This is a genomic window from Butyricicoccus porcorum (assembly GCF_051246315.1).
Lineage (GTDB): Bacteria > Bacillota > Clostridia > Oscillospirales > Butyricicoccaceae > Butyricicoccus_A > Butyricicoccus_A porcorum.
The window spans coordinates 2105054-2128084 of sequence record NZ_CP178353.1 but is presented as its reverse complement, the minus strand read 5'-3'; the positions used below and the strand labels follow the sequence as shown (position 1 = coordinate 2128084).

The 23031-nt window shown below is 49.4% G+C and carries 25 protein-coding genes and 1 pseudogene; 3 read left to right on the top strand and 23 right to left on the bottom strand.

What is annotated here, in order from left to right; translation table 11 throughout:
- The first annotated feature begins 8 nt into the window (after nucleotides 1-8).
- Together ACLM7Z_RS10490 and ACLM7Z_RS10485 are read left to right on the top strand one after the other, a co-directional pair.
- Nucleotides 9-1028, top strand: coding sequence for a FecCD family ABC transporter permease (locus ACLM7Z_RS10490; RefSeq protein WP_087021582.1), 1020 nt, complete (start codon nucleotides 9-11; stop codon nucleotides 1026-1028).
- Between the two features lie 7 nt (nucleotides 1029-1035).
- A complete protein-coding gene (locus ACLM7Z_RS10485) occupies nucleotides 1036-2163 on the top strand; it encodes an ABC transporter ATP-binding protein (RefSeq protein WP_273349856.1) in 1128 nt (375 codons plus the stop codon).
- A gap of 110 nt (nucleotides 2164-2273) precedes the next feature.
- Here the strand turns inward: ACLM7Z_RS10485 and ACLM7Z_RS10480 are convergent, their stop codons facing one another.
- From ACLM7Z_RS10480 to ACLM7Z_RS10435, 10 genes and pseudogenes are all read right to left on the bottom strand, one after another.
- Nucleotides 2274-3554 carry an amidohydrolase family protein gene (locus ACLM7Z_RS10480; protein WP_087021587.1) on the bottom strand — a complete coding sequence of 427 codons (1281 nt, stop codon included), beginning with the start codon at nucleotides 3552-3554 and terminating at the stop codon, nucleotides 2274-2276.
- 105 nt (nucleotides 3555-3659) lie between these two features.
- Nucleotides 3660-4433 (bottom strand): uridine phosphorylase, encoded by a 774-nt coding sequence (gene udp / locus ACLM7Z_RS10475; RefSeq protein WP_407922970.1) that lies wholly within the window; start codon nucleotides 4431-4433, stop codon nucleotides 3660-3662.
- A gap of 60 nt (nucleotides 4434-4493) precedes the next feature.
- Nucleotides 4494-5006: a sodium/proton-translocating pyrophosphatase gene (locus tag ACLM7Z_RS10470; protein ID WP_435645772.1), complete on the bottom strand. Its 513-nt coding sequence runs from the start codon at nucleotides 5004-5006 to the stop codon at nucleotides 4494-4496.
- Nucleotides 5006-5221, bottom strand: coding sequence for a sodium/proton-translocating pyrophosphatase (locus ACLM7Z_RS10465; protein WP_087021599.1), 216 nt, complete (start codon nucleotides 5219-5221; stop codon nucleotides 5006-5008). The genes ACLM7Z_RS10470 and ACLM7Z_RS10465 overlap by 1 nt, the downstream gene beginning before the upstream one ends.
- 428 nt (nucleotides 5222-5649) lie before the next feature.
- A complete protein-coding gene (locus ACLM7Z_RS10460; RefSeq protein WP_087021601.1) occupies nucleotides 5650-6528 on the bottom strand; it encodes an aldose epimerase family protein in 879 nt (292 codons plus the stop codon).
- On the bottom strand, nucleotides 6525-6785 hold the full coding sequence (locus tag ACLM7Z_RS10455) for a hypothetical protein (protein ID WP_087021604.1): 261 nt from the start codon (nucleotides 6783-6785) through the stop codon (nucleotides 6525-6527). The genes ACLM7Z_RS10460 and ACLM7Z_RS10455 overlap by 4 nt, the downstream gene beginning before the upstream one ends.
- 97 nt (nucleotides 6786-6882) lie before the next feature.
- Nucleotides 6883-8355, bottom strand: coding sequence for an L-fucose/L-arabinose isomerase family protein (locus ACLM7Z_RS10450; protein ID WP_242969872.1), 1473 nt, complete (start codon nucleotides 8353-8355; stop codon nucleotides 6883-6885).
- A 63-nt stretch (nucleotides 8356-8418) separates the two neighbouring features.
- Nucleotides 8419-8706 (bottom strand): annotated as a pseudogene (locus tag ACLM7Z_RS10445) (ABC transporter permease subunit); the annotation flags it as partial.
- A 156-nt stretch (nucleotides 8707-8862) separates the two neighbouring features.
- Complete coding sequence (locus ACLM7Z_RS10440) at nucleotides 8863-10380, bottom strand: sugar ABC transporter ATP-binding protein (protein WP_087021607.1); 1518 nt, start codon at nucleotides 10378-10380, stop codon at nucleotides 8863-8865.
- A gap of 130 nt (nucleotides 10381-10510) precedes the next feature.
- Complete coding sequence (locus ACLM7Z_RS10435; protein WP_435644992.1) at nucleotides 10511-11656, bottom strand: substrate-binding domain-containing protein; 1146 nt, start codon at nucleotides 11654-11656, stop codon at nucleotides 10511-10513.
- A gap of 259 nt (nucleotides 11657-11915) precedes the next feature.
- On the opposite strand from ACLM7Z_RS10435, the gene ACLM7Z_RS10430 reads away from it, so the two are divergent.
- Nucleotides 11916-13322, top strand: a complete 1407-nt coding sequence (locus tag ACLM7Z_RS10430) for an IS1182 family transposase (RefSeq protein ID WP_435644792.1) — start codon at nucleotides 11916-11918, stop codon at nucleotides 13320-13322.
- 61 nt (nucleotides 13323-13383) lie between these two features.
- On the opposite strand, the gene ACLM7Z_RS10425 is transcribed toward ACLM7Z_RS10430, so the two are convergent.
- The 13 genes from ACLM7Z_RS10425 to nusB form a co-directional block, all read right to left on the bottom strand.
- Nucleotides 13384-13833, bottom strand: a complete 450-nt coding sequence (locus ACLM7Z_RS10425) for a substrate-binding domain-containing protein (protein WP_087021613.1) — start codon at nucleotides 13831-13833, stop codon at nucleotides 13384-13386.
- Between the two features lie 27 nt (nucleotides 13834-13860).
- Nucleotides 13861-14400 (bottom strand): helix-turn-helix transcriptional regulator, encoded by a 540-nt coding sequence (locus ACLM7Z_RS10420; protein ID WP_165761160.1) that lies wholly within the window; start codon nucleotides 14398-14400, stop codon nucleotides 13861-13863.
- Between the two features lie 123 nt (nucleotides 14401-14523).
- A complete protein-coding gene (locus ACLM7Z_RS10415) occupies nucleotides 14524-15081 on the bottom strand; it encodes a hypothetical protein (RefSeq protein WP_087021618.1) in 558 nt (185 codons plus the stop codon).
- A complete protein-coding gene (locus tag ACLM7Z_RS10410; protein ID WP_087021622.1) occupies nucleotides 15056-15433 on the bottom strand; it encodes a response regulator in 378 nt (125 codons plus the stop codon). Before ACLM7Z_RS10410 ends, ACLM7Z_RS10415 begins: the two co-directional genes overlap by 26 nt.
- Nucleotides 15408-15650, bottom strand: coding sequence for a sensor histidine kinase (locus tag ACLM7Z_RS10405; RefSeq protein ID WP_435644991.1), 243 nt, complete (start codon nucleotides 15648-15650; stop codon nucleotides 15408-15410). Before ACLM7Z_RS10405 ends, ACLM7Z_RS10410 begins: the two co-directional genes overlap by 26 nt.
- Before the next feature lie 49 nt (nucleotides 15651-15699).
- Nucleotides 15700-16917: a histidine kinase gene (locus ACLM7Z_RS10400; protein WP_087021628.1), complete on the bottom strand. Its 1218-nt coding sequence runs from the start codon at nucleotides 16915-16917 to the stop codon at nucleotides 15700-15702.
- The gene (locus tag ACLM7Z_RS10395; protein ID WP_273350576.1) at nucleotides 16914-17618 is read right to left on the bottom strand and encodes a substrate-binding domain-containing protein; all 705 of its coding nucleotides are present in this window, start codon (nucleotides 17616-17618) and stop codon (nucleotides 16914-16916) included. The genes ACLM7Z_RS10400 and ACLM7Z_RS10395 overlap by 4 nt, the downstream gene beginning before the upstream one ends.
- Nucleotides 17557-17931, bottom strand: coding sequence for a hypothetical protein (locus tag ACLM7Z_RS10390; protein WP_165761163.1), 375 nt, complete (start codon nucleotides 17929-17931; stop codon nucleotides 17557-17559). The genes ACLM7Z_RS10395 and ACLM7Z_RS10390 overlap by 62 nt, the downstream gene beginning before the upstream one ends.
- Before the next feature lie 1071 nt (nucleotides 17932-19002).
- Nucleotides 19003-19893: a polyprenyl synthetase family protein gene (locus ACLM7Z_RS10385; protein WP_087021633.1), complete on the bottom strand. Its 891-nt coding sequence runs from the start codon at nucleotides 19891-19893 to the stop codon at nucleotides 19003-19005.
- 3 nt (nucleotides 19894-19896) lie between these two features.
- Entirely contained in the window at nucleotides 19897-20127 is a 231-nt protein-coding gene (gene xseB / locus ACLM7Z_RS10380) for an exodeoxyribonuclease VII small subunit (protein WP_330395860.1), read from the bottom strand.
- 10 nt (nucleotides 20128-20137) lie between these two features.
- Nucleotides 20138-21346 carry an exodeoxyribonuclease VII large subunit gene (gene xseA / locus ACLM7Z_RS10375; protein ID WP_273349438.1) on the bottom strand — a complete coding sequence of 403 codons (1209 nt, stop codon included), beginning with the start codon at nucleotides 21344-21346 and terminating at the stop codon, nucleotides 20138-20140.
- Nucleotides 21343-22281, bottom strand: coding sequence for a DNA-binding protein (locus ACLM7Z_RS10370; protein WP_087021642.1), 939 nt, complete (start codon nucleotides 22279-22281; stop codon nucleotides 21343-21345). The genes xseA and ACLM7Z_RS10370 overlap by 4 nt, the downstream gene beginning before the upstream one ends.
- Nucleotides 22281-22730 (bottom strand): transcription antitermination factor NusB, encoded by a 450-nt coding sequence (gene nusB / locus ACLM7Z_RS10365; protein ID WP_165761164.1) that lies wholly within the window; start codon nucleotides 22728-22730, stop codon nucleotides 22281-22283. The genes ACLM7Z_RS10370 and nusB overlap by 1 nt, the downstream gene beginning before the upstream one ends.
- Nucleotides 22731-23031: the final 301 nt, after the last annotated feature.

Sequence of the window (23031 nt, the reverse complement as noted above, 5' to 3'; positions counted from 1 at the left end):
GGTGCACAATGAAACAAACCCGTTGTCTGCGGTATCTGGCCGGATATATTGTACTGGCCGCGCTCCTGCTGCTTCTGTTTCTGTTGAACCTCAATGCGGGCAGCGTCCACTTGTCCGCCGGACAAGTGCTACACATTCTGTCGGGAGAACAGACAGACCATACGGCAATTATCTGGGAGATCCGCCTGCCCCGTATGCTGGCGGCAGCTATTTTGGGCGGTGCACTGTCTGTTTCCGGCTTTCTGTTGCAGACCTTTTTTGCCAATCCAATTGCAGGCCCGTTTGTTCTGGGTATTTCCTCCGGGGCCAAGCTCGTTGTTGCACTGGTCATGATTTTTGCTCTGGGACAAGGGATTGTCCTGAACTCAGCTGCATTGATTGTTGCCGCCTTTGTCGGTTCGATGATCTCGATGGGATTCATACTCCTGATTTCCAATCAGGTAAAGAAAATGTCCCTGCTGGTTATCAGCGGCGTGATGATCGGCTATATTTGTTCCGCCGTCACGGATTTTGTCGTTACCTTTGCCGATGATTCCAATATTGTCAATCTGCACAACTGGTCGATGGGCAGCTTTTCCGGCATGAACTGGAGCAATCTGCGGACAATGACAGTGGTCGTATTTATCTCCCTGCTTCTCACCTTCCTGCTTTCCAAACCGATGGGCGCATATCAGCTCGGAGAAATGTACGCGCAGAATATCGGGGTAAATATCCGACGATTCCGTATCGAACTGATTCTATTGTCCAGCATCCTGTCCGCCTGCGTCACGGCATTTGCCGGACCGATCTCCTTTGTCGGAATTGCTGTGCCCCATCTGGTAAAGAGCCTGTTCCGCACAGCAAAACCAATTCTGATTATTCCGGCGAGCTTTTTAGGCGGTGCCGTGTTCTGCCTGTTCTGTGACCTGCTTGCCCGAACGACGTTTGCGCCCACAGAGCTCAGCATCAGTTCAGTAACTGCCGTCTTCGGTGCTCCGATTGTCATCTGGATGATGCTGCACCGTGGCGGCAAAACGCAGAAGGGGTGACGGAAATATGAAAGAAGCCATTCTTCACACAAAGCAGCTGACTGTCGGATATAACAAAAAGCCACTGATTCACGGCATCGATATCTCCGTATGCCCGGGACAGATTCTGACACTGATCGGGCCGAATGGCGCCGGAAAATCCACAATTTTGAAAAGCATTACCCGCCAACTGGAACCGGTTGCGGGAACGGTGTGGATCGGAGACAAACCACTCCACCAGATAAAGGAGCAGGAACTCGCGCGAACGGTGTCAATCATGATGACCGGTTGGGTTGAGCCGGAGCTGATGCGGTGCGAGGAAGTCGTGGAATCCGGACGTTTTCCCTATACCGGACGTCTGGGTATTTTGTCAGACTACGACCACAAACAGGTTGCAGAAGCAATGGAACTGGTGCATGTGACCGAACTTGCCGACCGGAATTTCAATTGTATCAGCGACGGACAGCGGCAGCGTGTCATGCTGGCACGTGCAATCTGTCAGGAGCCGGATATTCTGGTGTTGGACGAACCGACCTCATTTCTGGATATCCGGCACAAGCTGGAGTTGCTTTCCATTTTAAAAGACCTGGTGCGGCAGAAAAATCTTGCTGTCATCCTGTCACTGCATGAACTGGATCTGGCACAAAAGATTTCCGATTTCGTCGTTTGCATCAAAGACGACCACATTGACCGCTATGGACCACCGGAAGATATCTTTACCGGTACCTATATCCGCGATCTGTATCGTGTAAACCGCGGCAGTTATAATGAATTTTATGGGTCTCTGGAGCTGGATGCACCGCAGGGAGAGCCAAAGGTTTTTGTCATCGGCGGCGGCGGTACAGGCATCCCCATTTACCGCAGGCTCCAGCGGCGTGGCATCCCGTTTGTAGCCGGTATCCTGCACACCAATGATCTGGATTATCCAATTGCGCAGGCACTGGCAGCACAAATCATCGAAGAGCAAGCATTTGAGCCAATCAGTGAAGCCACATTCCATCGGGCGGAAGAAAGTATACGCCAGTGCAGTACCGTTATCTGCTGTCTGGAACAGACCGGAACCATGAACCGCAGAAATGGGCAGCTGATGGAACTGGCCAAACAGCGCGGCTGCCTGCTGTCAGCTGCGGAATTTTGTGAACAGGATTGCATATAAAACCACGATCCATTCTCCATGGCGGAGAGTGGATCGTGGTTTTTCTCATTGTCGTGTATTTTTACCTGATATGTCATGCGCCGATAGAAAAAGGTCTGAAAGCGCATACTTCACAGAAAAATTTCTCTTCCACGCACATATTTTTTCACAACGTGACAGTGTGCAGATAAATGAATGATTCGTTCCAGCCTCTGATGAAGGGTCAGCTCCTGTGGATGTATCAATTCATGGTCATCTATCACAACAGCATCAAATTCATAGCCAGCTTCCAAGCTGCCGACCTTGCCAAAGAAACTGCCGCCTCCAATCGTACCCATATAGAAAGCCTCTTCCATCGTTAACGGTGGTGTCTGTTCCTCTATATAGCGCCAGCGCAATTTGGAAACTGCAATCGCATCCGACATCACTTTCAAAATGGATGACGATTCTCCGGCGGACAAATCGGTTGCCAGACCGATTTTCAGTCCGGCATCCAGGCAGTCCTTTGCCGGCGCAATTCCCGAAGAAAGATTTCTATTGGAAGATGGGCTGTGCGCAATCGTAACGCCGTTCTTTTTCATCAGTTCCATTTCAGCATCGGGACACCAGACACAATGTGCCATAATGGTTGGCGTGCTTCCAAAAAGGCCCCATTTGTCATAGGCATGTCCGTAGGTTTTTGCCCAGGGGCAAAGCTCTTTTACCCATGCCACCTCTGCCGGATTTTCCGACAAATGTGACTGCACCGGAAGCTGATATTGCTGTGCCATATGCCCCAGCTCCCGTAACAGTTCATCGGTACAGCTTGGAATAAACCGTGGAGTCAGCATAGGGCTTGTTCTGCTGTAACGCCCGTCAATCTGTCTCAGCCATGCTGTCGTGTCTGCAATCGAATCTGCTGTACGTTCCACAAGTTCCTTCGGACTGTTGCGATCCATATTCACTTTGCCGACATATGTGCACAATCCACTGCGCTCCAATTCGTCCATCAGCCAAACAGTAGCCGGAACATGAACTGTTGCGAAGATGCAGGCACGTGTTGTTGCTCCCTGCTTCAGTTCATGGACAAACATTCCATACGCGCGCCGGGCATATTCCAGATCTGCGAATTTTGTTTCCTCCGGAAAGGTATATGTGTTCAGCCAGTCCAGCAGCTGCAAATCCATTGCCATTCCGCGGTTGGCAAACTGTGGTGCATGAGTATGCAAATCTGTCAGTCCGGGAATGATTACACAATCGCCGCAATCATATACGTGGAGCTTGGAAAACTGCTCTGGCAGTTCACGAAATACACCGGCAGATCGTCCTTCTGCGCAGACCACATAACAGTTTTCACCACAATACACTTCCCGGGGATTGATACTGTAACAGATATTACCTTTTAATGCAAAACTGTCTTGTTGTAATGACACTGTAATTCGGCCTCCTCTTCCTATCCATACCCTGCCGTTGCTGTGGAAACGCTTTTACCAGCCTTGCCGGATGATTTCACTTTTATGCAGCTGGCGTCAAAATTGTTACTGTTTTTCCTGCCCGATCAGCTTTTTTATTGCCCTGACAGCTGTTCTCACTGCCAGATCCGTATCATGCACCTGATGGTTGCTGAGCCCGCGCTTCGCACGCTCCTGATTGGCAAGCACCAGCAAAACTGTACCGATCCGCACACGCAGGCAGCTTGCCACAACAAACAAGGCAGCAGACTCCATCTCAGAGGCAAGGCATCCGCAGCGAATCCATGCATCCCATTTGTTCATCAACTCATAGCCCACCGGTTTGGCTTCCGGTTCATGCTGACCGTAAAAGGAGTCCTTGCACTGAACCACACCAATATGATGCGTTGCATCCAACTCATTGGCAGCTTCTGCAAGCGCCTGAACGACGGTTACATCAGCAACTGCCGGAAACTCAATCGGCGCGTACTCTTTGCTTGTGCCTTCCATTCGGACTGCACCACTCGCAATGACCAAATCTCCACCCATGATTTCCGGCTGCATACCGCCACTCGTTCCGACACGGATAAAGGTATGCGCACCGCAATGCACCAGTTCCTCCAGTGCAATGGCTGCCGAGGGACCTCCGATCCCGGTAGAGGTCACACTTATCCGTGTCCCATTCCATTCACCCGTATACGTGACAAATTCACGGCTGTCAGCCTCCAAAACAGCATGATCGAAATAGGCTGCAATATTTTTACAACGCTTTGGATCACCGGTCAGGATCACATACTTCCCGACCTGCTCCGGCTTTAATCCGATATGATACTGATAACCGGCACCTTCTGTATAATCAATCATGGTATGTCCTCCTGCTAAACGTGTCTCAAAAAAGCAATTCAAATAAATCTACCTGTTTTACATGCTGCTGATCCAGCTCCATAGATTGTACTGGCTGAAGATTGATACGGTGACCAGAGAAATATTTGCCATAATTTTAATAAAGATATCGAGACACGGCCCAACGGTGTCTTTTAACGGATCACCTACGGTATCACCGACAACGGCTGCTTTATGAGCCTCAGAGCCCTTGCTGTGTCCCTCAATGGCACCTGTTTCAATATACTTTTTGGCATTGTCCCATGCGCCACCTGCATTTCCGGTAAAAATAGCCAGCATGATAGCACAAATTGTAGATCCAATCAATATACCGCCGACAAATTCCGGGCCAAATACAAAGCCACAAAGGACTGGAACGATAACCGCCAGCAGAGCCGGAATCTTCATCTCACCGATGGCACCTCTGGAAGAAATTTCAATACATGTTTTATAATCCGGCTTGGCCGTGCCAGCCAGAATGCCGGGCATTTCGCGGAACTGGCGTCGCACCTCATCGACCATCTTGCGGGCAGCCTTGGCAACTGCTTCGATCAGGATACCGGAAAAAATAAATGGGAGGGCGCCACCGAAAATAAGATACGATATTCATAGTGAATAAACGCATTCGCACCCACGCGGATTGCAGACGCAATCTCAGACATCTGCTCCGTGCCTTCGTCCATTTTCTTTACGTCAAAGAAGTTGAACACGGCATACGCCAGAGAAAGAACCGACGCAAACAGGACAAGAATCAAAACACCATTCATACATAGCCCTCCTTAAAACAGCAGCGTACTGTTACAAAAAATATCCTAAGAGCATTATATCATAGGGAGAAGATTTCATCCACTCATTTATAAAAGGTAGATTTTGATCCCCCTCATTCCTGGCAGTCCATGAAAGACGACCGGAGCATCACTTATAAAATGGAAAGAACCGATGCGCTCTACCTGCCTTACACCGATAAAAAAACAAAAAGTACATCGACTCTGGTATTTGATCGAGAAAGTGACGAATAACAGAGGCTGCACCGACTATGAAAGCAGCTGTCCGTATTGATTTATGCCCTTTTGTTTTTTATTTCTACACAGCGGTTCCACATGTTGTCGTTGTTCCAGTAATGTTTTATTTTTTGTTGCGGGGCCGCTGTGTAATGAACTTGTTTGTACGGAAGCAATACAGGAGCTATATAGAATCAGCCCTGAATGCTGAACCGGTAAATTGTAGTTTCATGATACTGTTCATTCCTCCGCAGAATCGCAGAGGGAAAATCAGGATGATTCGGGGAATCCGGGAAATGCTGGGTTTCCAGACAAAACGCGCCGCGCTTTGTATATACTGCGCCGTTTTTCGCTTTGCACAGTGCCGTATCTTCCTGCACAAAATTGGCATTGTAAATTGGCTTCGCAGTGCGAAAATCAAACGGCGTATGCGCTACCGGCCGCAGCTCTCCTGTCGGAATGCTGTCCGGCTTCACAACAGTGAATCGGGATGCGCCTATACACAGCATTTGCTCTGCGACAGAACCGGCACCATGACCATCCAGATTGAAATAGCTGTGATTGGTCAGGTTGATGACCGTATCTGCATCCGACACTGCCTGATAATCCAAAACCAGTTCGTTGTTTTCCGTCAGTGTATACGTGATTGCCAGCTCTACGTTACCTGGATAGCCTTCTTCCCCGTCTGGGCTTATTCTGCGGAATACAATACTGTTTTCCGTGGTCTCAGCCTGAAACATACTCGTGGGATAGACGCCGTGAAGATGATTTTTTCCTTCATTTGGATGCAGCAGATAGGTTTTTCCGTTCAAAGGGAACTGGCTTGCCGCAATGCGGTTGGCATACCGTCCGACAAATGCGCCATGGAACACACTTCCCTGCTCATAGCCTTCCAGCGTGTCATATCCCAGTACAACATCCACTGCGCTTCCATCCCGGTCCGGTATCACAATCGACTGAATGACACAGCCGTAATCCAGCGCACATACAGTCATACCATTCCGGTTGGTCAGCGTATATCGCGTAACAGGATCTCCTCCGCAGGTTGTTCCAAAAAAGTCTTTTGTAATCATACTTCCTCCTGTTCATCCGTCCCTTCCTCATCCTGTGCGCCGGGAATGTCATATTGTCCGGTCAGGATTCGTTTGACAGAATCGACAATCAGTATCACTGCTGCTATCAGGAATACTGCCATTGCGATGGTAAACGGAAGCGTTCCGAATTCATTCCGAAGCAGATAAACCAGATACAACAGATATCCACCGATCACGGTGCGCAGCAACAGATTCATCTGCGTCAGGGGATGTTTTCTGTGCTCTTTTTTCATCATTTCAATCACAATCCTTATGCAGCAGCTTTGGTATCTTTGTTTCCCATACCGCACTGGGCAGGTATGGGAAACAAAAAGGAAGTAAGGAAAGGGAACATCAGGAGAATGGATTTTCCGTCGGATACGGCAAGTTCTTTGGCTGATTGTATGCAATATCCTGTACGCCGAGATATTTCATCACTTCAAACAGCGCCTTGCCGACATGCGCGAAGGCAACTGCACCATGATGCGGATAACGCTTCTGAATAAGCACATGGCGGTAGAAACGGCCCATTTCCGGAATGGCAAAGATGCCGATTCCGCCGAAGGAGCGGGTCGGTACGTCAAGTACCTCGCCCTCTGCAATATACGAACGCAGGACGCCGTCGGAATCACACTGCAAACGATAGAACGTAATCGGGCTGGCAGCGATATCGCCCTCCAGCGTACCGCGGGTGAAATCCGGCTCTGAGCCTTCCGGCTCGAGAAGACGGTGCTGGATCAACTGGTATTTCACAGCACGGCTTGCGCACATCTTGCAGCTCGGCGTGTTGCCGCAATGGAATCCCATAAAGGTATCCGTCAGATCGCATGCATACTTGCCCTTGATATCTTCGTCATAGATGTACTTCGGTACTGAATTGTTGATATCCAGCAGCGTAACGGTATCACCCGATACACACATACCGATATACTCGGACAGCGCGCCATAGATATCTACCTCGCAAGAGACCGGAATTCCGCGGGAAACCAGACGGGAATTAACATAACATGGTTCAAAACCGAACTGGCTCGGGAATGCCGGCCAGCACTTGTCGGCAAATGCAACGTATTTCTTGCTGCCCTTGTGGTTTTCTGCCCAGTCGAGCAGCGTCAGCTCAAACTGTGCCATGCGGGCACTCAGTTCAGGATAATAGACCCCCTCGCCCATTTCCTTCGCCATATCCTCACAGACTGCCGGAATACGCAAATCGTCCGCATGCTCCTTGTACGAAACGAGCAGATCAAGTTCGGAATTTTCTTCTACTTCAACACCCAGCTCATACAGTCCCTTGATTGGTGCATTGCAGGCGAAGAAGTCCTGGGGGCGCGGGCCGAAGGTGATAATCTTCAGACTGGAAATGCCGATAATGGCGCGGGCAACCGGGACAAATTCCCGGATCATCTGTGCGACTTCCTCAGCTGTTCCCACCGGATATTCCGGGATATAACCCTTCAGATGCCGCATGCCCAGATTATATGAGCAGTTCAACATACCGCAATACGCATCGCCGCGTCCGTCAATCATATCGCCGTCGCCTTCGGCAGCTGCGACAAACATGCATGGACCGTCAAAGTTCTGTGCAATCTGTGTTTCCGGGGTCTCCGGACCGAAATTCCCCAGGAAGACAACCAGCGCATTGCAGCCGACTTTCTTTACATCTGCAACTGCCTTGAGCATATCCAACTCATTCTCTACGGTTACGGTACAATTATAAATTTCTTCGCCATATGCCTTTACAATGTTCTCGCGGCGCTGCGTGGAAAGTGCAATCGGAAAGCAGTCACGGGAAACTGCAATGATGCCCAGCTTTAGACCTGGAATCTTGATATATGCTGTAAAAATGTTCAGGAAGGTCTTATTCTGTACGGAAACTGTCTTGCTGTCCAGAACAAGGCGGCCAATACCGCGGAATATGAACATGCCGGCCAGTGTAGTGATGAACGGCGGAATGCGTACATAACCAATCCAGAAGCCCTGCCATACACCGGCAATCAGGCCGATCAGCAGGCAGATAACGATGGTCAGGATTGGATTCATACCCTTATTGGTAATCATAACGACTGCGACACCGCCGACCAGACAGATAACAGAGCCAACAGAAAGGTCAATGTTGCCGCCTGTCAGGATGCAGAGCAGCATGCCGCAAGCCATAACCAGAACATAGCCGTTTTGCAGCATCAGGTTGGACATATTCTGCGGATACAGCAGTCTTCCGTTTGTCAGGAAATAAAACAGGACAAAAACGACTGCAAGGGCAATGACCATTGAATACTTGGTCATAAACGCCACAAGATTAAACTTGGTTTCCTTTTTCATTTTGCACGCTCCTTTGCATTATTTTACGGTGGAACGGATGATATAGCTCATGATGCTCTCCTGTGTTGCAGTTTTCGCATCCAGTTCAGCCAGCATCTTGCCTTCGTTCATGACATAGATTCGATCACACATGCCCAGAAGTTCCGGCATCTCCGAGGAGATCATAATAACGGACTTTCCACTCGCCACCATTTTATTGACAAGACAGTAAATATTATATTTTGCGCCGACATCGATGCCTCGGGTTGGCTCATCCAGAATGAGCACATCCGGTTCGGTAAACATCCATTTGCCGAGCAGAGCCTTCTGTTGATTGCCGCCGGACAGATGGCTGACCTTTTGCTCAATGGACGGGGTCTTGGTTCCCATTGCCCGAGTCATATCCTCTGTGACCTGAACTTCCTTGTCCTTGTCAATCACGCCGCCGCTGCAAATCTTCTGCATGGCTGCCAGGGTCGTGTTAAACCGGATACTCTCATCCAGAACCAGACCGTTGACCTTTCGGTCCTCAGTCACATATGCCATATGATGTTCAATTGCGTCCTTGGGATTCTTCAGATGTACCTTTTTGCCGTTCAGATACAGCTCGCCGCTGATATTCTGTCCGTAGCTTCGTCCAAAGATGGACATTGCCAGCTCAGTACGTCCTGCGCCCTGTAGGCCGGAAAAGCCGACCACTTCTCCCTTATGTACCTTGAAGGAAATATGGTCGTCGACAATGCGCTCCGGATACAGCGGATGGTGCACGGTCCAATCCTTTACCTCCAGAAGAACCTCCGGATGGATGCACGGTTCGCGCTTCGGGTAACGGTCTTCCATAGCGCGGCCGACCATTCCCTTGATGATGCGCTCTTCGCTCAGTTCATCTACGCCCTTGACCAGCGTTTCGATGGTGGCGCCATCGCGGATGATCGTAACCTTGTCCGCACAATAGATGATCTCGTTGAGCTTGTGTGTGATAATAATCGAGGTGAGTCCCTCTTTTTTAAAGGCGATCAGCAGATCCAACAGCATCTTTGCGTCCTCATCGTTCAGTGAAGAGGTCGGCTCATCCAGGATCAGCAGCTTGACATTTTTGGAAAATGCCTTTGCAATTTCAACCAGTTGCTGCTTGCCGGTGCCGATGTCCTTGATGAGCGTCTGTGCCGATTCATACAGACCTACCTGCGCCATGTGTTTTTCTGCTTCATGATACGTTTTATCCCAGTCAATGAAACCTGATTTCGTCTTAATTTCATTGCCGAGGAACATATTTTCTCCAATTGTCAGCAGCGGGATCAAAGCCAGCTCCTGATGAATAATAACAATGCCCTTCGCTTCGCTGTCCTTCAGCGTTTTGAACTGGCACAGCTCCCCATTATAATAAATCTCACCCGTATAGGAATCTGCCGGATAAATACCGGACAAGACGTTCATCAGGATGGATTTGCCTGCGCCGTTCTCTCCAATCAGCGCATGAATTTCGCCACGTTTGACAACCAGATTGACATTATCCAGTGCCTTGACACCCGGAAATTCCTTTGTAATGGATTTCATTTCCAGAATGATGTCTGCCCAAACAGGTCTCCTCCTTCCTGTATCTCCATCGCCGCTTTTCGAGCCGGCAGACAGGGCATTGCCCCGTCTGCCGCAAGCTCAGAGGTGAATGATAATAACAAACGGTTTCTTACTGTGCTACAGACAGATACCCGTCGTCTCCCATGGTGTACAGACCCGTGTCGACCAGATCCTGCAAGTTGTCCTTGGTGATAACTGCCGGAACCAGAAGCAGGGAGTTGCAGTTATTTCCATCGGAGGTCTGGTAGGAGGTGGTATCATATACGCAGTCAAACTCCCAGCCAGCCTTATCGATGAAGTCCTGATCGATTGTCTTGTCATCCAGAATGCCGTTTACCAGATCCAGCGTGGCAATGCATTCATTGGATACGTTCTTATATACCGTCATAGTCTGCTTGCCGTCGACGATGTTCTTCAGGTTTGCTTCGTCACCGTCCTGCCCGGTGATGATGATATCGTTGTTGCCCTTGTAGTCGGACTCAATAGCCTGTGCAACGCCCAGTGCGGTGGAGTCATTGGAACACAGCCATACATCCAGCTGTGTACCGTCTGCGTAGTAGGAACCAAGAATATTCTGTGCGCGCTCCAGTGCGACGTCGGTGTTCCACTGCTCGGTAGCAACCGTGTTGAAATCCTTCTGGCCGGAAACAACATTCAGCTTGCCGGAATCAATGTACGGCTTCAGTGTATCAAACGCACCGTTGAAGAAATAGCCTGCATTGTTGTCTGCCGGATCACCCGCGGTAAACTCCATATTGTAGGTCTTGTCGGTATTGTCCAGATCCAGCTGGTCGATGACGAACTGGCCCTGCAGTGTGCCTACCGTATAGTTATCAAAGGATACATAATAGGACACCGCATCATTTTTAATCAAGCGGTCATATGCGATAACCGGAACACCTGCTTCTGCCGCTTCGTCCAACGCGGTGTTCAGCGCCTCGCCGTCAATCGCTGCGATGACCAGCAGATCGGCGCCATCAGCAAGCATATTCTGAATGTCATTGACCTGCTTACCGGAATCGTTGTCCGAGTAGGTCAGAATGGTGTCGTAGCCGGCATTCTGGAACTGCTCTTCCAGATATGCGCCGTCACGGTTCCATCTCTCCAACGACTGCGTCGGCATGGACAGGCCGATTTTTGCCTTGCCGTCTCCGCCGCTGCTGTCGCTGCCCGCTGAGCTTCCGCCTCCGCCACAGGCAGTCAGGCTGACCGCCATAACCGCTGCCATCAGCATAGCCATCAATCTCTTTTTCATAATGGATACCTCCATTTCCGCTTGTAGAATCCTGTCTTTTTTTCAGGATTTCCTTGTTGTATTTATGATACGCCAACTATGCGCCAAACAAAATAGACAAATCAAGCCGTTTTTTGGATGATTCTATTCAGCAAAATGCATATGTTACAATGACTAGCACAAAAAGAAAGAGACCCGAAGGTCTCTTTCAGCCTGTCGAAAAAGTCGCCGAAAGGCGGCTTTTTCTGTTATAATAAAGATAAGAGAGACAGGTGATAAAATGATAGTAAAAGGGAAGGAAAACAGAGAGGCAGTAGAGATTGTAAGTCTGGATATGTTAGTGCCCGAGGATCATCTACTGAGGAAAATAGATGCAGCAGTAGATTTCAAACAAATTTATGAATTTGTAGATGATTTGTACTGCAAGGACAACGGCAGGCCAAGTATCGATCCGGTAGTATTGTTTAAGATTGTAATGATACAGCACATATATGGGATACCATCGCTCCGGCGGACGCTGGAAGAAGTGAATATGAATGTTGCATACAGGTGGTTTATCGGTTATCCATTGAATGAGCAGGTGCCGCATTTTTCAACAGTAAGCTATAATTTTAAGCATCGTTTTACAACAGCAACTGTAGAATATATATTTCGGTGGATATTGAACACAGCAGCAAAGGAAGGATTTCTGGATACGAGTGCAATTTTTATCGATGGGACACATATCAAAGCAAGTGCAAACATGAAGAAAAAAGCACGAAAAGCTGTTCCAGTTGAAGCAAAACGATATGCAAAGGAGCTGCGGGAAGAAATTAACAGAGATCGCGAAGAACACGACAAAAAGCCATTCAACGATGATGACGATTCAACACCGCCAAAGGAGAAAGAAATAACAGTTTCGACAACGGATCCGGATGCCGGCGTATTCCATAAAGGTGAACACAAGAAGTGTTTTGCCTACGAAGCGCATACAGCCTGTGACAAGCATAATTTTATTCTCGACGTAGAAGTAACAGCAGGAAATGTACATGACAGTGTAGCATTTGACCCGTTATATGACCAGCTTTGCGAACATTACCCAGAACATAAAACGATAGTAGCAGACAGCGCCTACAAAACTCCTTCGATTTGTAAACGTATTTTTGAGAGTGGAAGAGTATTATCTACAGCATATAAACGTCCAATGACAAAGAAAGGCGGTCATGAATGGTGGAAATATGTTTATGATGAGTATTATGATTGTGTAATCTGTCCGGAGTATAAAACACTTCATTATGCAACAACGAACAAAGATGGATATCGTGAATATAAGAGCAGGTCATACGTCTGCGAACATTGTCCGACCAGAGAGCTGTGTACATCGAGTGCAAAGTTTGAAAAGACTGTCACCAGACACGTATGGGCTGATTATGTAGAGTTGGCAGAAGACGCACGTCATATGACTGAATATCGTGACTTATATAAACTCCGACAACAAAAGATTGAACGTGTATTTGCAGATGCCAAAGAAAAGCATGGTATGCGCTATACACAATATCGAGGCTTGGCTCAAGTTACCAACTGGGTGAAGCTTAAATTTGCTGCCATGAATCTGAAAAAGCTGGCTATGTGGAAGTGGAAGATCCATTTCCCTATTCCAGTTTTCCGGCTTTTTCCCTATATGTGCCAAAATCTGGCTCTCGCTTAATGCGCAGCCGGGTTCTTCGACAGGCTCAAAGAGACCCGAAGGTCTCTTTAAAATCGTACAGCTATTTGTTGTCCGTATCTGGAGTATTGCGGTACACCTGTGCACGCGAATGGAAGCCGCTCTGGATGATAACTTCGTCCAGATTATCTGCTGTGACCGCGGTCGGCTCAAGCATGCAGCACGGAACGAAGATACTTCCATTGTATACGGTGTCCTCTGTTTGCGGTGTCTCTCCCCGGCTCAACTGCACCGCATATTCCGCCGCCAGACTTGCCAGTTCGATAAATGGCTTATAGACGGTCATCGTCTGGGTTCCCTCTGCAATCCGCTGGCATGCTGACAGCTCTGCATCCTGTCCTACCAGCACCACCTGTCCTGCTTTCTGGTATTCCGACAGCGCCTGGAACGCCTGACCGGCCAGATCGTCGTTGCCGCACATGACGCCGTCAATTTTATTGCCTTTCTGCAATTCCTCGCTGACGATGTCATAGGCATATTCCGCAGCAGACAGAGCAGCAGACTTGCCGCCAGTATTTTTTCATTCCATATTGCTCCCATTATCTCGATATTCCCTCGGTGTGACGTCCTCATATTTCTTAAAGGCCCGGCTAAAATACTTCAGATCCTGATACCCCACATCACATCCAATCTTGCGAATGCTCTCCTGTGTCTCCCGCAGCATCTGCTTTGCTTTCTCCATACGGAGCCGCGTCAGATATTCCAAAAATGTCATGCCCAGCTTTTCCTTAAACAGTTTGCTGATGTATGGCGGGCTGACATGGATGATCTCAGACACTCGGTTGAGTGTGAGCTCCTCCGTATAATGCTGCTGAATATACTGCTCAGCCCGTTTTACCATGTCAATCGTCTGGTGTTCCTTTGTCAGATGTATACTTTCCAGCGCATTGCGGATTCTATCCTGAAACCATTTCTTCAGCTCCTTCATCTCGCTGGTTTTGTTGATCTGTTCCAGATAGCCATGCCGTTCCAGAAAGCGGTATTCTCGGCCGCCCGTGTGGAACGCACGATTCTCACACTGCAGCACCAGTTCCAGTGTTTTCAGCTTGATATCCGTCACATTTTCTCCATGGATCATCAGCATCCAGTCAAAAAATTGTTCTGCGGTCTGAACTGCATTTTCGTCCCCGCACCTGACTTCTTCATATAGCTGATATTCCAGATCAACCGGATACCCTTTCTCTCAGCTTTTTTGCAGCGGCAGATCATTGAAATGACACACCTCACCTTTGTTCTGCCGGAGTGCATTGATTGCCTGCTTATGTGACCGTGCCAGCTCTTTGACCGGAACAACTGAGCCGATTCCAATCTGGAACTGCTGTCCGACGGCTGTAGTCAGCCTTCGGTTCAACTCCTTTGCCTGCTCCATCATATGCAGGCGTGTTGTATATTCGTCCTCCTGCGTGTCGCACATCACCACGCACAACACTTTATCCCCCATCAAAGGGCCGCAGATAGCGGAGAAAATCTCATGCGTCAATTCGCGTATTCTCTCATACATGCGGTTCAGATTGAGGTTCCACTGGATACTGTCCGCATCCTTCTTCGGGGGCTGTGCCGCCAGCACCAGAAAACAGCCATATTTCTGATGAATCCCCAGCAGTTCCCGATACTGTTCCATCAGTCCCGCTGTATCCTGCCCCATGATGACGGAATAGATAAAGCCATGCTCCAGCATCGGCAGTGCGGTTTCCAACTTTTCGCGCAGTTGCAGATCATTGCTGCGGCTCTTCCGTGACATCTTCCAGCGTCTTGAGCAAAAGATCCTTTTTTACCGGTTTGGTCAGATATTCCTGCACGCCGAGCTTGATTGATTTTTGTGCATAGTCAAAGTTATCATACGCGGACAGGACGATAAACTGCATATCCGGGTGATTGGGTAAGATTTCCTGCATTGCATAAATCCCGTTAATACCCGGCATCTGAATATCCATGATCGCAATATCCGGCCGGAAGCTGTCCGCCAGTTCAATCGCAGCCCGTCCGCTCCGTGCCGTCTGTATTTCGCACTGGCTGCCGAATTTTCGTTCTATCATATATTTCAGTGCAGTCAGTTCCAACCCTTCATCATCTGCCAGCATGATCCGATACATCCTGTACCTCCCTCGGAATCCTGATTTGAATCCGTGTTCCCTTATTTTTTCCCTCACTGTAAATCATGACCGCATCTTCCGTCCCATAATACAGGCGCAAGCGATTGATTACATTGTGCAAACCAATTCCCCTTTCACCGACCGGATGGAACTGTTCTGTTTCCTGCATCAGGCGTTCGATCTTTTCTGCGGACATTCCGACGCCGTTGTCTTCCACCTCGACAATGATTCAATCCTCCTCTTCTCTGACAGAAAGTCGCAGCCGCTTATATCCTTCCAGCCCGCGTATGCCATGTTCGATTGCATTCTCCATCAGCGGCTGCAAACACCATGCCCGGAATGCGGACGCGCGGCAGGCGCTCCGGATAGCAGGACTGGTAATCAATCTCGCCGGCATATCGCGTATTCATAATATAGATATAGCTTTCCGCCTGTGTGATTTCCTCTTCCAGCCAGGTCTCTTTGCCGTTGTTTTTGGTGTTGTATCGGAAGAAATCTGTGACATTTTCCAAAAATGCATACGTCCGGTCTGCATCCTCCATCATGGCAAGCTGTGCGCCTGCGTTCATGGTATTGTAGAGGAAATGCGGATTGATGCGTGCCTGTAACGCACCCATCTGTGCATCCTTCAGATGCACTTCCATCAACAGATTTTCCTCCTTCAGCCGGCTTTCCGCCTCCATTTGCTGCCGAAGCAGGACAATGTATTTCTGCAAGCTCTGCACCATTCGATTGAATGCATCGCTCACAATGCCTACCTCATCATGACTCTGTACCGTGAGCGGCGGCAGGTCAAGTTCTCCCTTACCAACCTGTTCTGCATGCCCCGCCAGCGCATCCAGCGGCTGTGTAAAGTGATCGAGGCAACACAGCAGCGCCAACAGGTTGAAAAGCAGCACCATCAGACTTTCACAAATGCTCAGCACCAAAATGCGCTGATGAGACTGTGAAAGCATCTGATACTGTTCTGTTCTTCTGGAAAACAGCTCTGTACTCAGGCTTTCCAGTTCTATCTGTAAATACTGGTACACCTCTTCCGCCTGCTGATATGCCCGACCATAGCCCGCGATGTCCCGTCCACGTTTGGCATTGATCGCCTGTTCTGTAAAGCCGAGCCAGGTTTCTCCCTGTGAACGGATATTTTTCTCCCGCAGCTGAATGAAATCATTGGTCGGCTGGTCGTTAAACGCTTCCATATATTCCCGAAAATCCGCACTGGCTCGATAATAGCCTTCCAGATCATCCGTTCCTCTGGTATTCAGATATGCATAGACATTGGACTGGATTTCCTCCATGGTTGTCAGAATCTGCTGTAGATTCCGATTGTTGTCATAGACAGAATTGACCGTTTTTTCAAGCCGATTCAGATTCATATAAGTAACCAGATTGACCAGGCATACAAGCATCATTGTCATGCCGAACACGAATCCAATCTTTTTTCTCAGAGAACAATATTGCAGGTGCGATCTAATCCGCTTTTTCATTGCGTTCCCTCCAGGGTGCTGCGGTACTCCGCCACATTGTCAATGGTAATCACTTTCAGTGGAATCGAACGGTAGCTGCTCTTTTTCCCCTCGCACACAAGATCATCCAGGCATTGCACGCAGCTGCTGCCCAGCTTTTGCGTATCTAATGATACGGATGCAAAGATACCGCCCTTTTCAATTGCATCGAGTATTTCGCCAGTCGCGTAATTCACCAGCAGCTGAATGTCACCGACCCGATTGCAATCCACGACTATATGATAGGCGCAGATTGCAGCAACGGTGCTCATACAAATCAGTACATCCGGCGCATCTTCCGACAGGATAAAATCCTGTATGTTCTCCTCAATCGAAAATGTATCGCTGCCCTCGATTATTTTTCTGTCAAGAGCAATCTCATCCGGCAGCACTTCCAACAGGCTGGCTTCTACACTCCGAATGGTGTTTTCTGAATCCTCCGCCGTCTGCAAGATTGTGACTTTCTGCACTTCGTCTGTCTTTTGCAAGTCGAGTACAAGCTGTCCATACGCCTGTCCAACATCATAGCTGCTGACGCCGACATAATCCTGTGTCTGTCCGCTGTAATCATCTATCACAGAAACAACGGGAATATCCTGCTCCTTTGCCTCTGCAATCAGATCATTTACCTCCTGCGATGCGTCCGAGCGGATGATAATGCCATCCGCGGGAATGAATGACAAGGGACAGCTTGTCCGCCAGATCAAGTGATAACGGCAGGCTCTCTCCAACCAGCTCCACACAGACATTTTCCTCCTCTCCTGTCTGTTTCGCACTGTCGTAGACGGATGCCCAGAACGGATCTTCGTTATCTTCCAGCAGCATCGCATAATGCCTGTCATAATATATGGTCTGTTCTGTATCTGTCGAAATCTGACGTTCCAGACGGCTCTGTATCACCAGAATCATACCGACAATGAGCAGACACAGGCTGCCGGTCAGTATCATCCCCAGTTGGGTTCCCGACAGAGCAGGAAATTTCATCTTCTTTTTCATTATATTCCTTCTCCCAACCACACAGGATTCCCTCAGGCGACCGTGCCAACTTTCCTGAATCGTTCGTCTGTTTATCTCACACAGTATCTATAATATACCAAAGAAAATACATATTGTCTTTGATTCCTTTGATTTTTACTGTGATTTATTTGCTGTCCCTCTTCACACAGCGGGTATCCATATACAATTTGAACTTTGATTCAAATTCCGATTTATGCGCTGACAGAAGCTCCGCAGATTTACAAATAAAACAGCATAAAAATCCCGCCCTGCTGCACAGCAAGGCGGGATTATGTAACCAGATATTTTTGTTTTTTACTCAGTCTCCTTGACAGGGACACTTCAAAAACAGCGAAATGGTGCCGTATTACTTTTTCATCAAGGGTGGCAGCAGACAGAGTAAATCTTACGGCTTGAGGTTCGGTTGGATTTCCCCGCAGGCGACCAGCCGTTGCCAGCTGGCGGTTTCCCATTATGGTCTGTGCCGGGTCGTCACCGATTCCGGGACCGAATTGCCACTTAGTCCGTACTGCAATCCTCTGCCTGCCCAGTTACGACAGTCTAGGCGTTTTCCGCGACAGCTCCCCACGTTCTTAGCCTCTTTTGCAGACATGGTTTCACAGGTCAATACAGATTATGCCATGGCCGTGACAACAACCTGCGGACACCCGATTCACCATGCCCACTCAAGGCAGGCTACACTGCACACAGCGTCGTTGGACCGTAAAGGTACTTTGCACCGCATTGCAGGTTCTTCTCCTGCCCCGTAGAGCATCCATCAATCTGAAGATGTATAGGTGCTCCACAGCAACAGGTCTCCACGGTAACAGGGTCGTGATTTCATGCCATTGAAAGACGCCCTGAAACCTTAACCCCCAGCATCCACCCCAAACTGGGCGTAAGAAGCAAACACCAGGGACTTCATCGATATGCCCGTCTACGGATTTTTAGGCCCGTCTTAGGAACGTAAAGAACTGACTAGAATACTGCGCCACCGCTTCATAATTTACCATATTGTTTAGAAATTTGCAAGTTGTCGCTCCATTTGTTTACAATTTATTCTAGATTGATTTAATACTTGCGCTCGGCCAGTGTACGTGCGAGTGCCGGCAGCATGCCGGTATCTGCAAACGGCGTCAATGCCTGAATGGCCTGCTCCGACAGCTCACGCACGAGCTCATGACAGCGTTCTACGCCGAGCAGCGACGGATATGTACTCTTGCCGTTTTCAGCATCCGAGCCGATTGGCTTGCCCAGTGCTTCCTCATCGCCCTCGATATCCAGAATGTCATCCTGAACCTGAAACGCAAGTCCGATGCAGCGTGCGTATTCCAGCGCTGCTGCCGTCTGTTCTTCACTTGCACCGCCAATCAGACAGCCAAGCTGTGCTGCAACACAAATCAGTGCGCCTGTCTTGAGTTCCTGAAGGGTTTTGAGCTGGTCAAGCGAAATCTGTTCTTCTTCAGCCTTCATGTCCAAAACCTGACCGCCGATCATGCCTTCCATACCAGAGGCGCGTGACAACGCGCGGACAGCTTTCAGCTGTATTTCAGCGCTGACCAGCGCGGTGTTTGCCGGGTCAGACGCGGTCTCGAATGCCAGATTGAGCAGGCCGTCGCCGGCAAGCACTGCCATCGCTTCGCCATACACTTTATGATTGGTTGGCTTGCCGCGGCGCAGGTCATCATCATCCATGCACGGCAGATCGTCGTGAATAAGAGAATATGTGTGAATCATTTCCAGTGCACACGCAAACGGCAGCGCCGCTTCGATCTTTCCACCACTCAGTCGGCAGAACTCCAGCACCAGTGCAGGACGCAGGCGCTTGCCTCCTGCCATTGCAGAATACTGGCATGCCTCAAAAATTACACTCTGACCTTTATCTTCCTGCGGCTGCAAATATTCCATCAGCTTTTTTTCCACCATTGCACTGTAGGCTGCAAGCTGTTCATTCAGTGTCATCTGTCATTCTCCTTCCTGCGTATCAAATGGCAGCTCAACTTCTTCGCCATTTTGCGTTGTCACCATCGTTACCTTCTGTTCGGCGCGGTCAAGCAGGCCAGACAGATAAGCAGAGAGTTTCGTTCCCTCTTCAAATAGCGCCATGCTCTTATCCAGCGGCACCTCTCCGGCTTCCAGCTGGGCTACAATTTCCTCCAGACGTTTCATCGCCTGTTCAAATGTCATGTCTTCCATATCTATTTCCTCAGCATTTTCGCTTGACTTGTTTCACCGTGCACACCGCGCCGCCTTTGGCAAACCGGACAAAGATTTCGTCCTCACGGCGCAATTTGGCACTGCTTGCGACAACTGTGCCATCCTTCGTTACGACAGAATAACCACGTGCCAGAACCTTGAGCGGACTGTACGCGTCGAGATATGCCGCCTGCCGTACAAATTCCTGTCTTCTCGCCGCAAGAATTTGCTGCATGGCAGCAGTCATCTGTCCAGCTACATGCTCCAGTTCAAAGCGTTTGTCCTGAATATATCCGATCGGAGTTCGCAGCTTTCTGCGCTTGTCCAGTGCATCCAACTGTGCACGCTTGCCCTGCAAAACCGCTTCTATATCGCTGCGCAGGATGCTGTCCGCCGTGCGGAGAAAACGCCGGAGCTCTGCGACATCCGGCACACAGATTTCTGCCGCATTGGACGGCGTGGAAGCGCGAACATCGGCGGCAAAATCTGATATCGTAACATCCGGTTCATGCCCTACGGCAGAAATCACCGGAATTTCTGATGCCGCAATGGCACGCGCCACAATTTCTTCGTTAAATGCCCACAGGTCTTCCAACGAACCGCCGCCGCGTCCGGTAATAATCACATCCGCTTCCCCGCGCCGGTTTACTGCTGCAATGGCATCTGCAATTTGAGCCGCTGCCCCTTCGCCCTGCACAAGAACCGGATAAATCTGCACCTGCGCCAACGGATACCGACGTCTGAGAATGCGAAGCATATCGCGCACTGCCGCACCGGTCGGTGAAGTGACAACAGCAATTGTCTGTGACAGACGCGGAATCGGCTTTTTGCGCGCCTCATCAAACAGTCCTTCGGCATATAATTTCTGCTTGAGCTGTTCAAAGGCAATGGTAAGTGCGCCAATACCATCCGGCATCATATCCGCAATATACATCTGATACTGTCCATATTTTGGATAACAACTGATGCGTCCGCGCGCAATGACCTTCATACCATTTTCCGGTCGGAAACGCAGTCGTGCAGCATCTGAACGGAACATCACCGCAGAAAGCACACCATCTTTATCCTTGAGGGTCAGATATCTGTGTCCGGAGGAATGTGCCTTATAATTGGAAATCTCGCCCTGTACATACAAATTGCGAAACGGCTCATGCTCTTCCAGCATCTGTTTTATCGCATGATTGACCTGTGAAACCGTATAAACTGTCTGTTGCTTCATAACAGCTCCCCACTCAGCAATGCCGCCAGGACCGCAACACCTACTGCATTATCGCCCGACAGTGTCGGTTCGGCAAACTGTGCATCAAATGCATCGCGCATGCGCTGTTGAAGCCGACGGTTGGACATCACGCCGCCCGCACACAGCACGGGCAAATGAAATTCTTCCACAGCCTGCCGCGTTGCATCCATCACAGCACTGCCAACAATATCAATTGTATAGCGCGCAACGGTTTCACGCGGCGCGCCTGTCTGATACAGCTTTTCAATTTTATTCTGTGCGCCGGACAGTGAAAACCGACAGCCTGCTACCTTCGGACGGAACGGCTTTTCCGGCTCCGTACAATCATTTGCCAGCTGTTCCAGCTGTGCTCCTGCCGGAAATGGAAGCCCCAGCAGATTTCCGGCACGGTCAATCAACTGGCCTGCTGCCAGATCATCCGTGCCACCAATGATTTCCGCCGAAAATAGCGGTGCATCCGGTTTGACATATAACAACTCGGTCGTGCCGCCGGACAAATGCCATGCCAGAAACGGCTCACGCAGCAAATGCAGGGCGTTTGCAGAGAATGCTGCTGCCGCTAAATGCCCCTGTTGATGTGAAACCTCATAGAATGGGATTCCCTGTGCATGTGCCATACTGCGTGCAACACCTGCTCCGGCAAGAAAACACGGCATATAAGACCCCTCAACTGCACGTGGCCGGGTACTTGCCGCAATTGCCGCGATCTGTGTGCCGAAGCCCTTTTCCAGTTCGAGAATCCGTTCCGGCAGATGCTGTACATGCTGAAACAGCGCATCACTTTGCCGCAGTCCGATACGACCCTCCGGCACCTCCAACAGCCGTCCGGCATTGTGCCATGCGCGGCTTTCACTGTCAAACAGTGCCGCAGAAGTGCGGTAATTGGAAGTGTCAATACCAAGAAAACGTGCCATCAGTCTGCCGCCAGCTCGCGTGCAGCAGCGCCGAGTACGCCATTGATGTACCCCGGAACTTCCTCGGATTCATATTTTTTCGCCAGCTCCACTGCTTCGTCAATTGCAGTTCCAACCGGAACATCCTCGACGTACTGCATCTCATACAGAGCAAGCCGCAGCAGCGACATCGTCATATGGGACAGGCGGTTCGTATTCCAGTTAGTGGAATGCTCCTCGACAACTGCGTCCAGCTCTGTACAATGTGCGCAGACACCCATAACGGTATTGCGAATATATACCTTCTGATCTTCCGGCAGTTCTCCTGCATACAATGCAATATCGCCCGCCAACGAATCCATAACCGACTTTTCCAGACGGTCAGACAGCAGTTCCTCGTCACTGAACTGCTTGAAGCTCAGTTCAAAAATCAGATGAAGTGCAATTTCTCTTGCTTCTTTTCTTCCCACAGAAGTACCTCCGTATTGCGCCTGCCGTCTCACGGCATATCGGCACATTCATTTCGTTTTATCATTGATTGCATTCTTGCAAATCGCTGTATGAGCTTTTTCTGTTATTATTTTAGGCGCTATCTGAATTTGCAGAAATAATCAACATTTTCAACTTGTCAGATACACCCTAATCAAAAGCCCGCAATTTTACAGAATAATTCTATCACATGACAGCGCATTTGGCAAATGGATTTGCATAACGCACCGTAGTATGCGATGCAATCGTGTAACAAAGTGAGAAAACGACCATCTTCTGCCG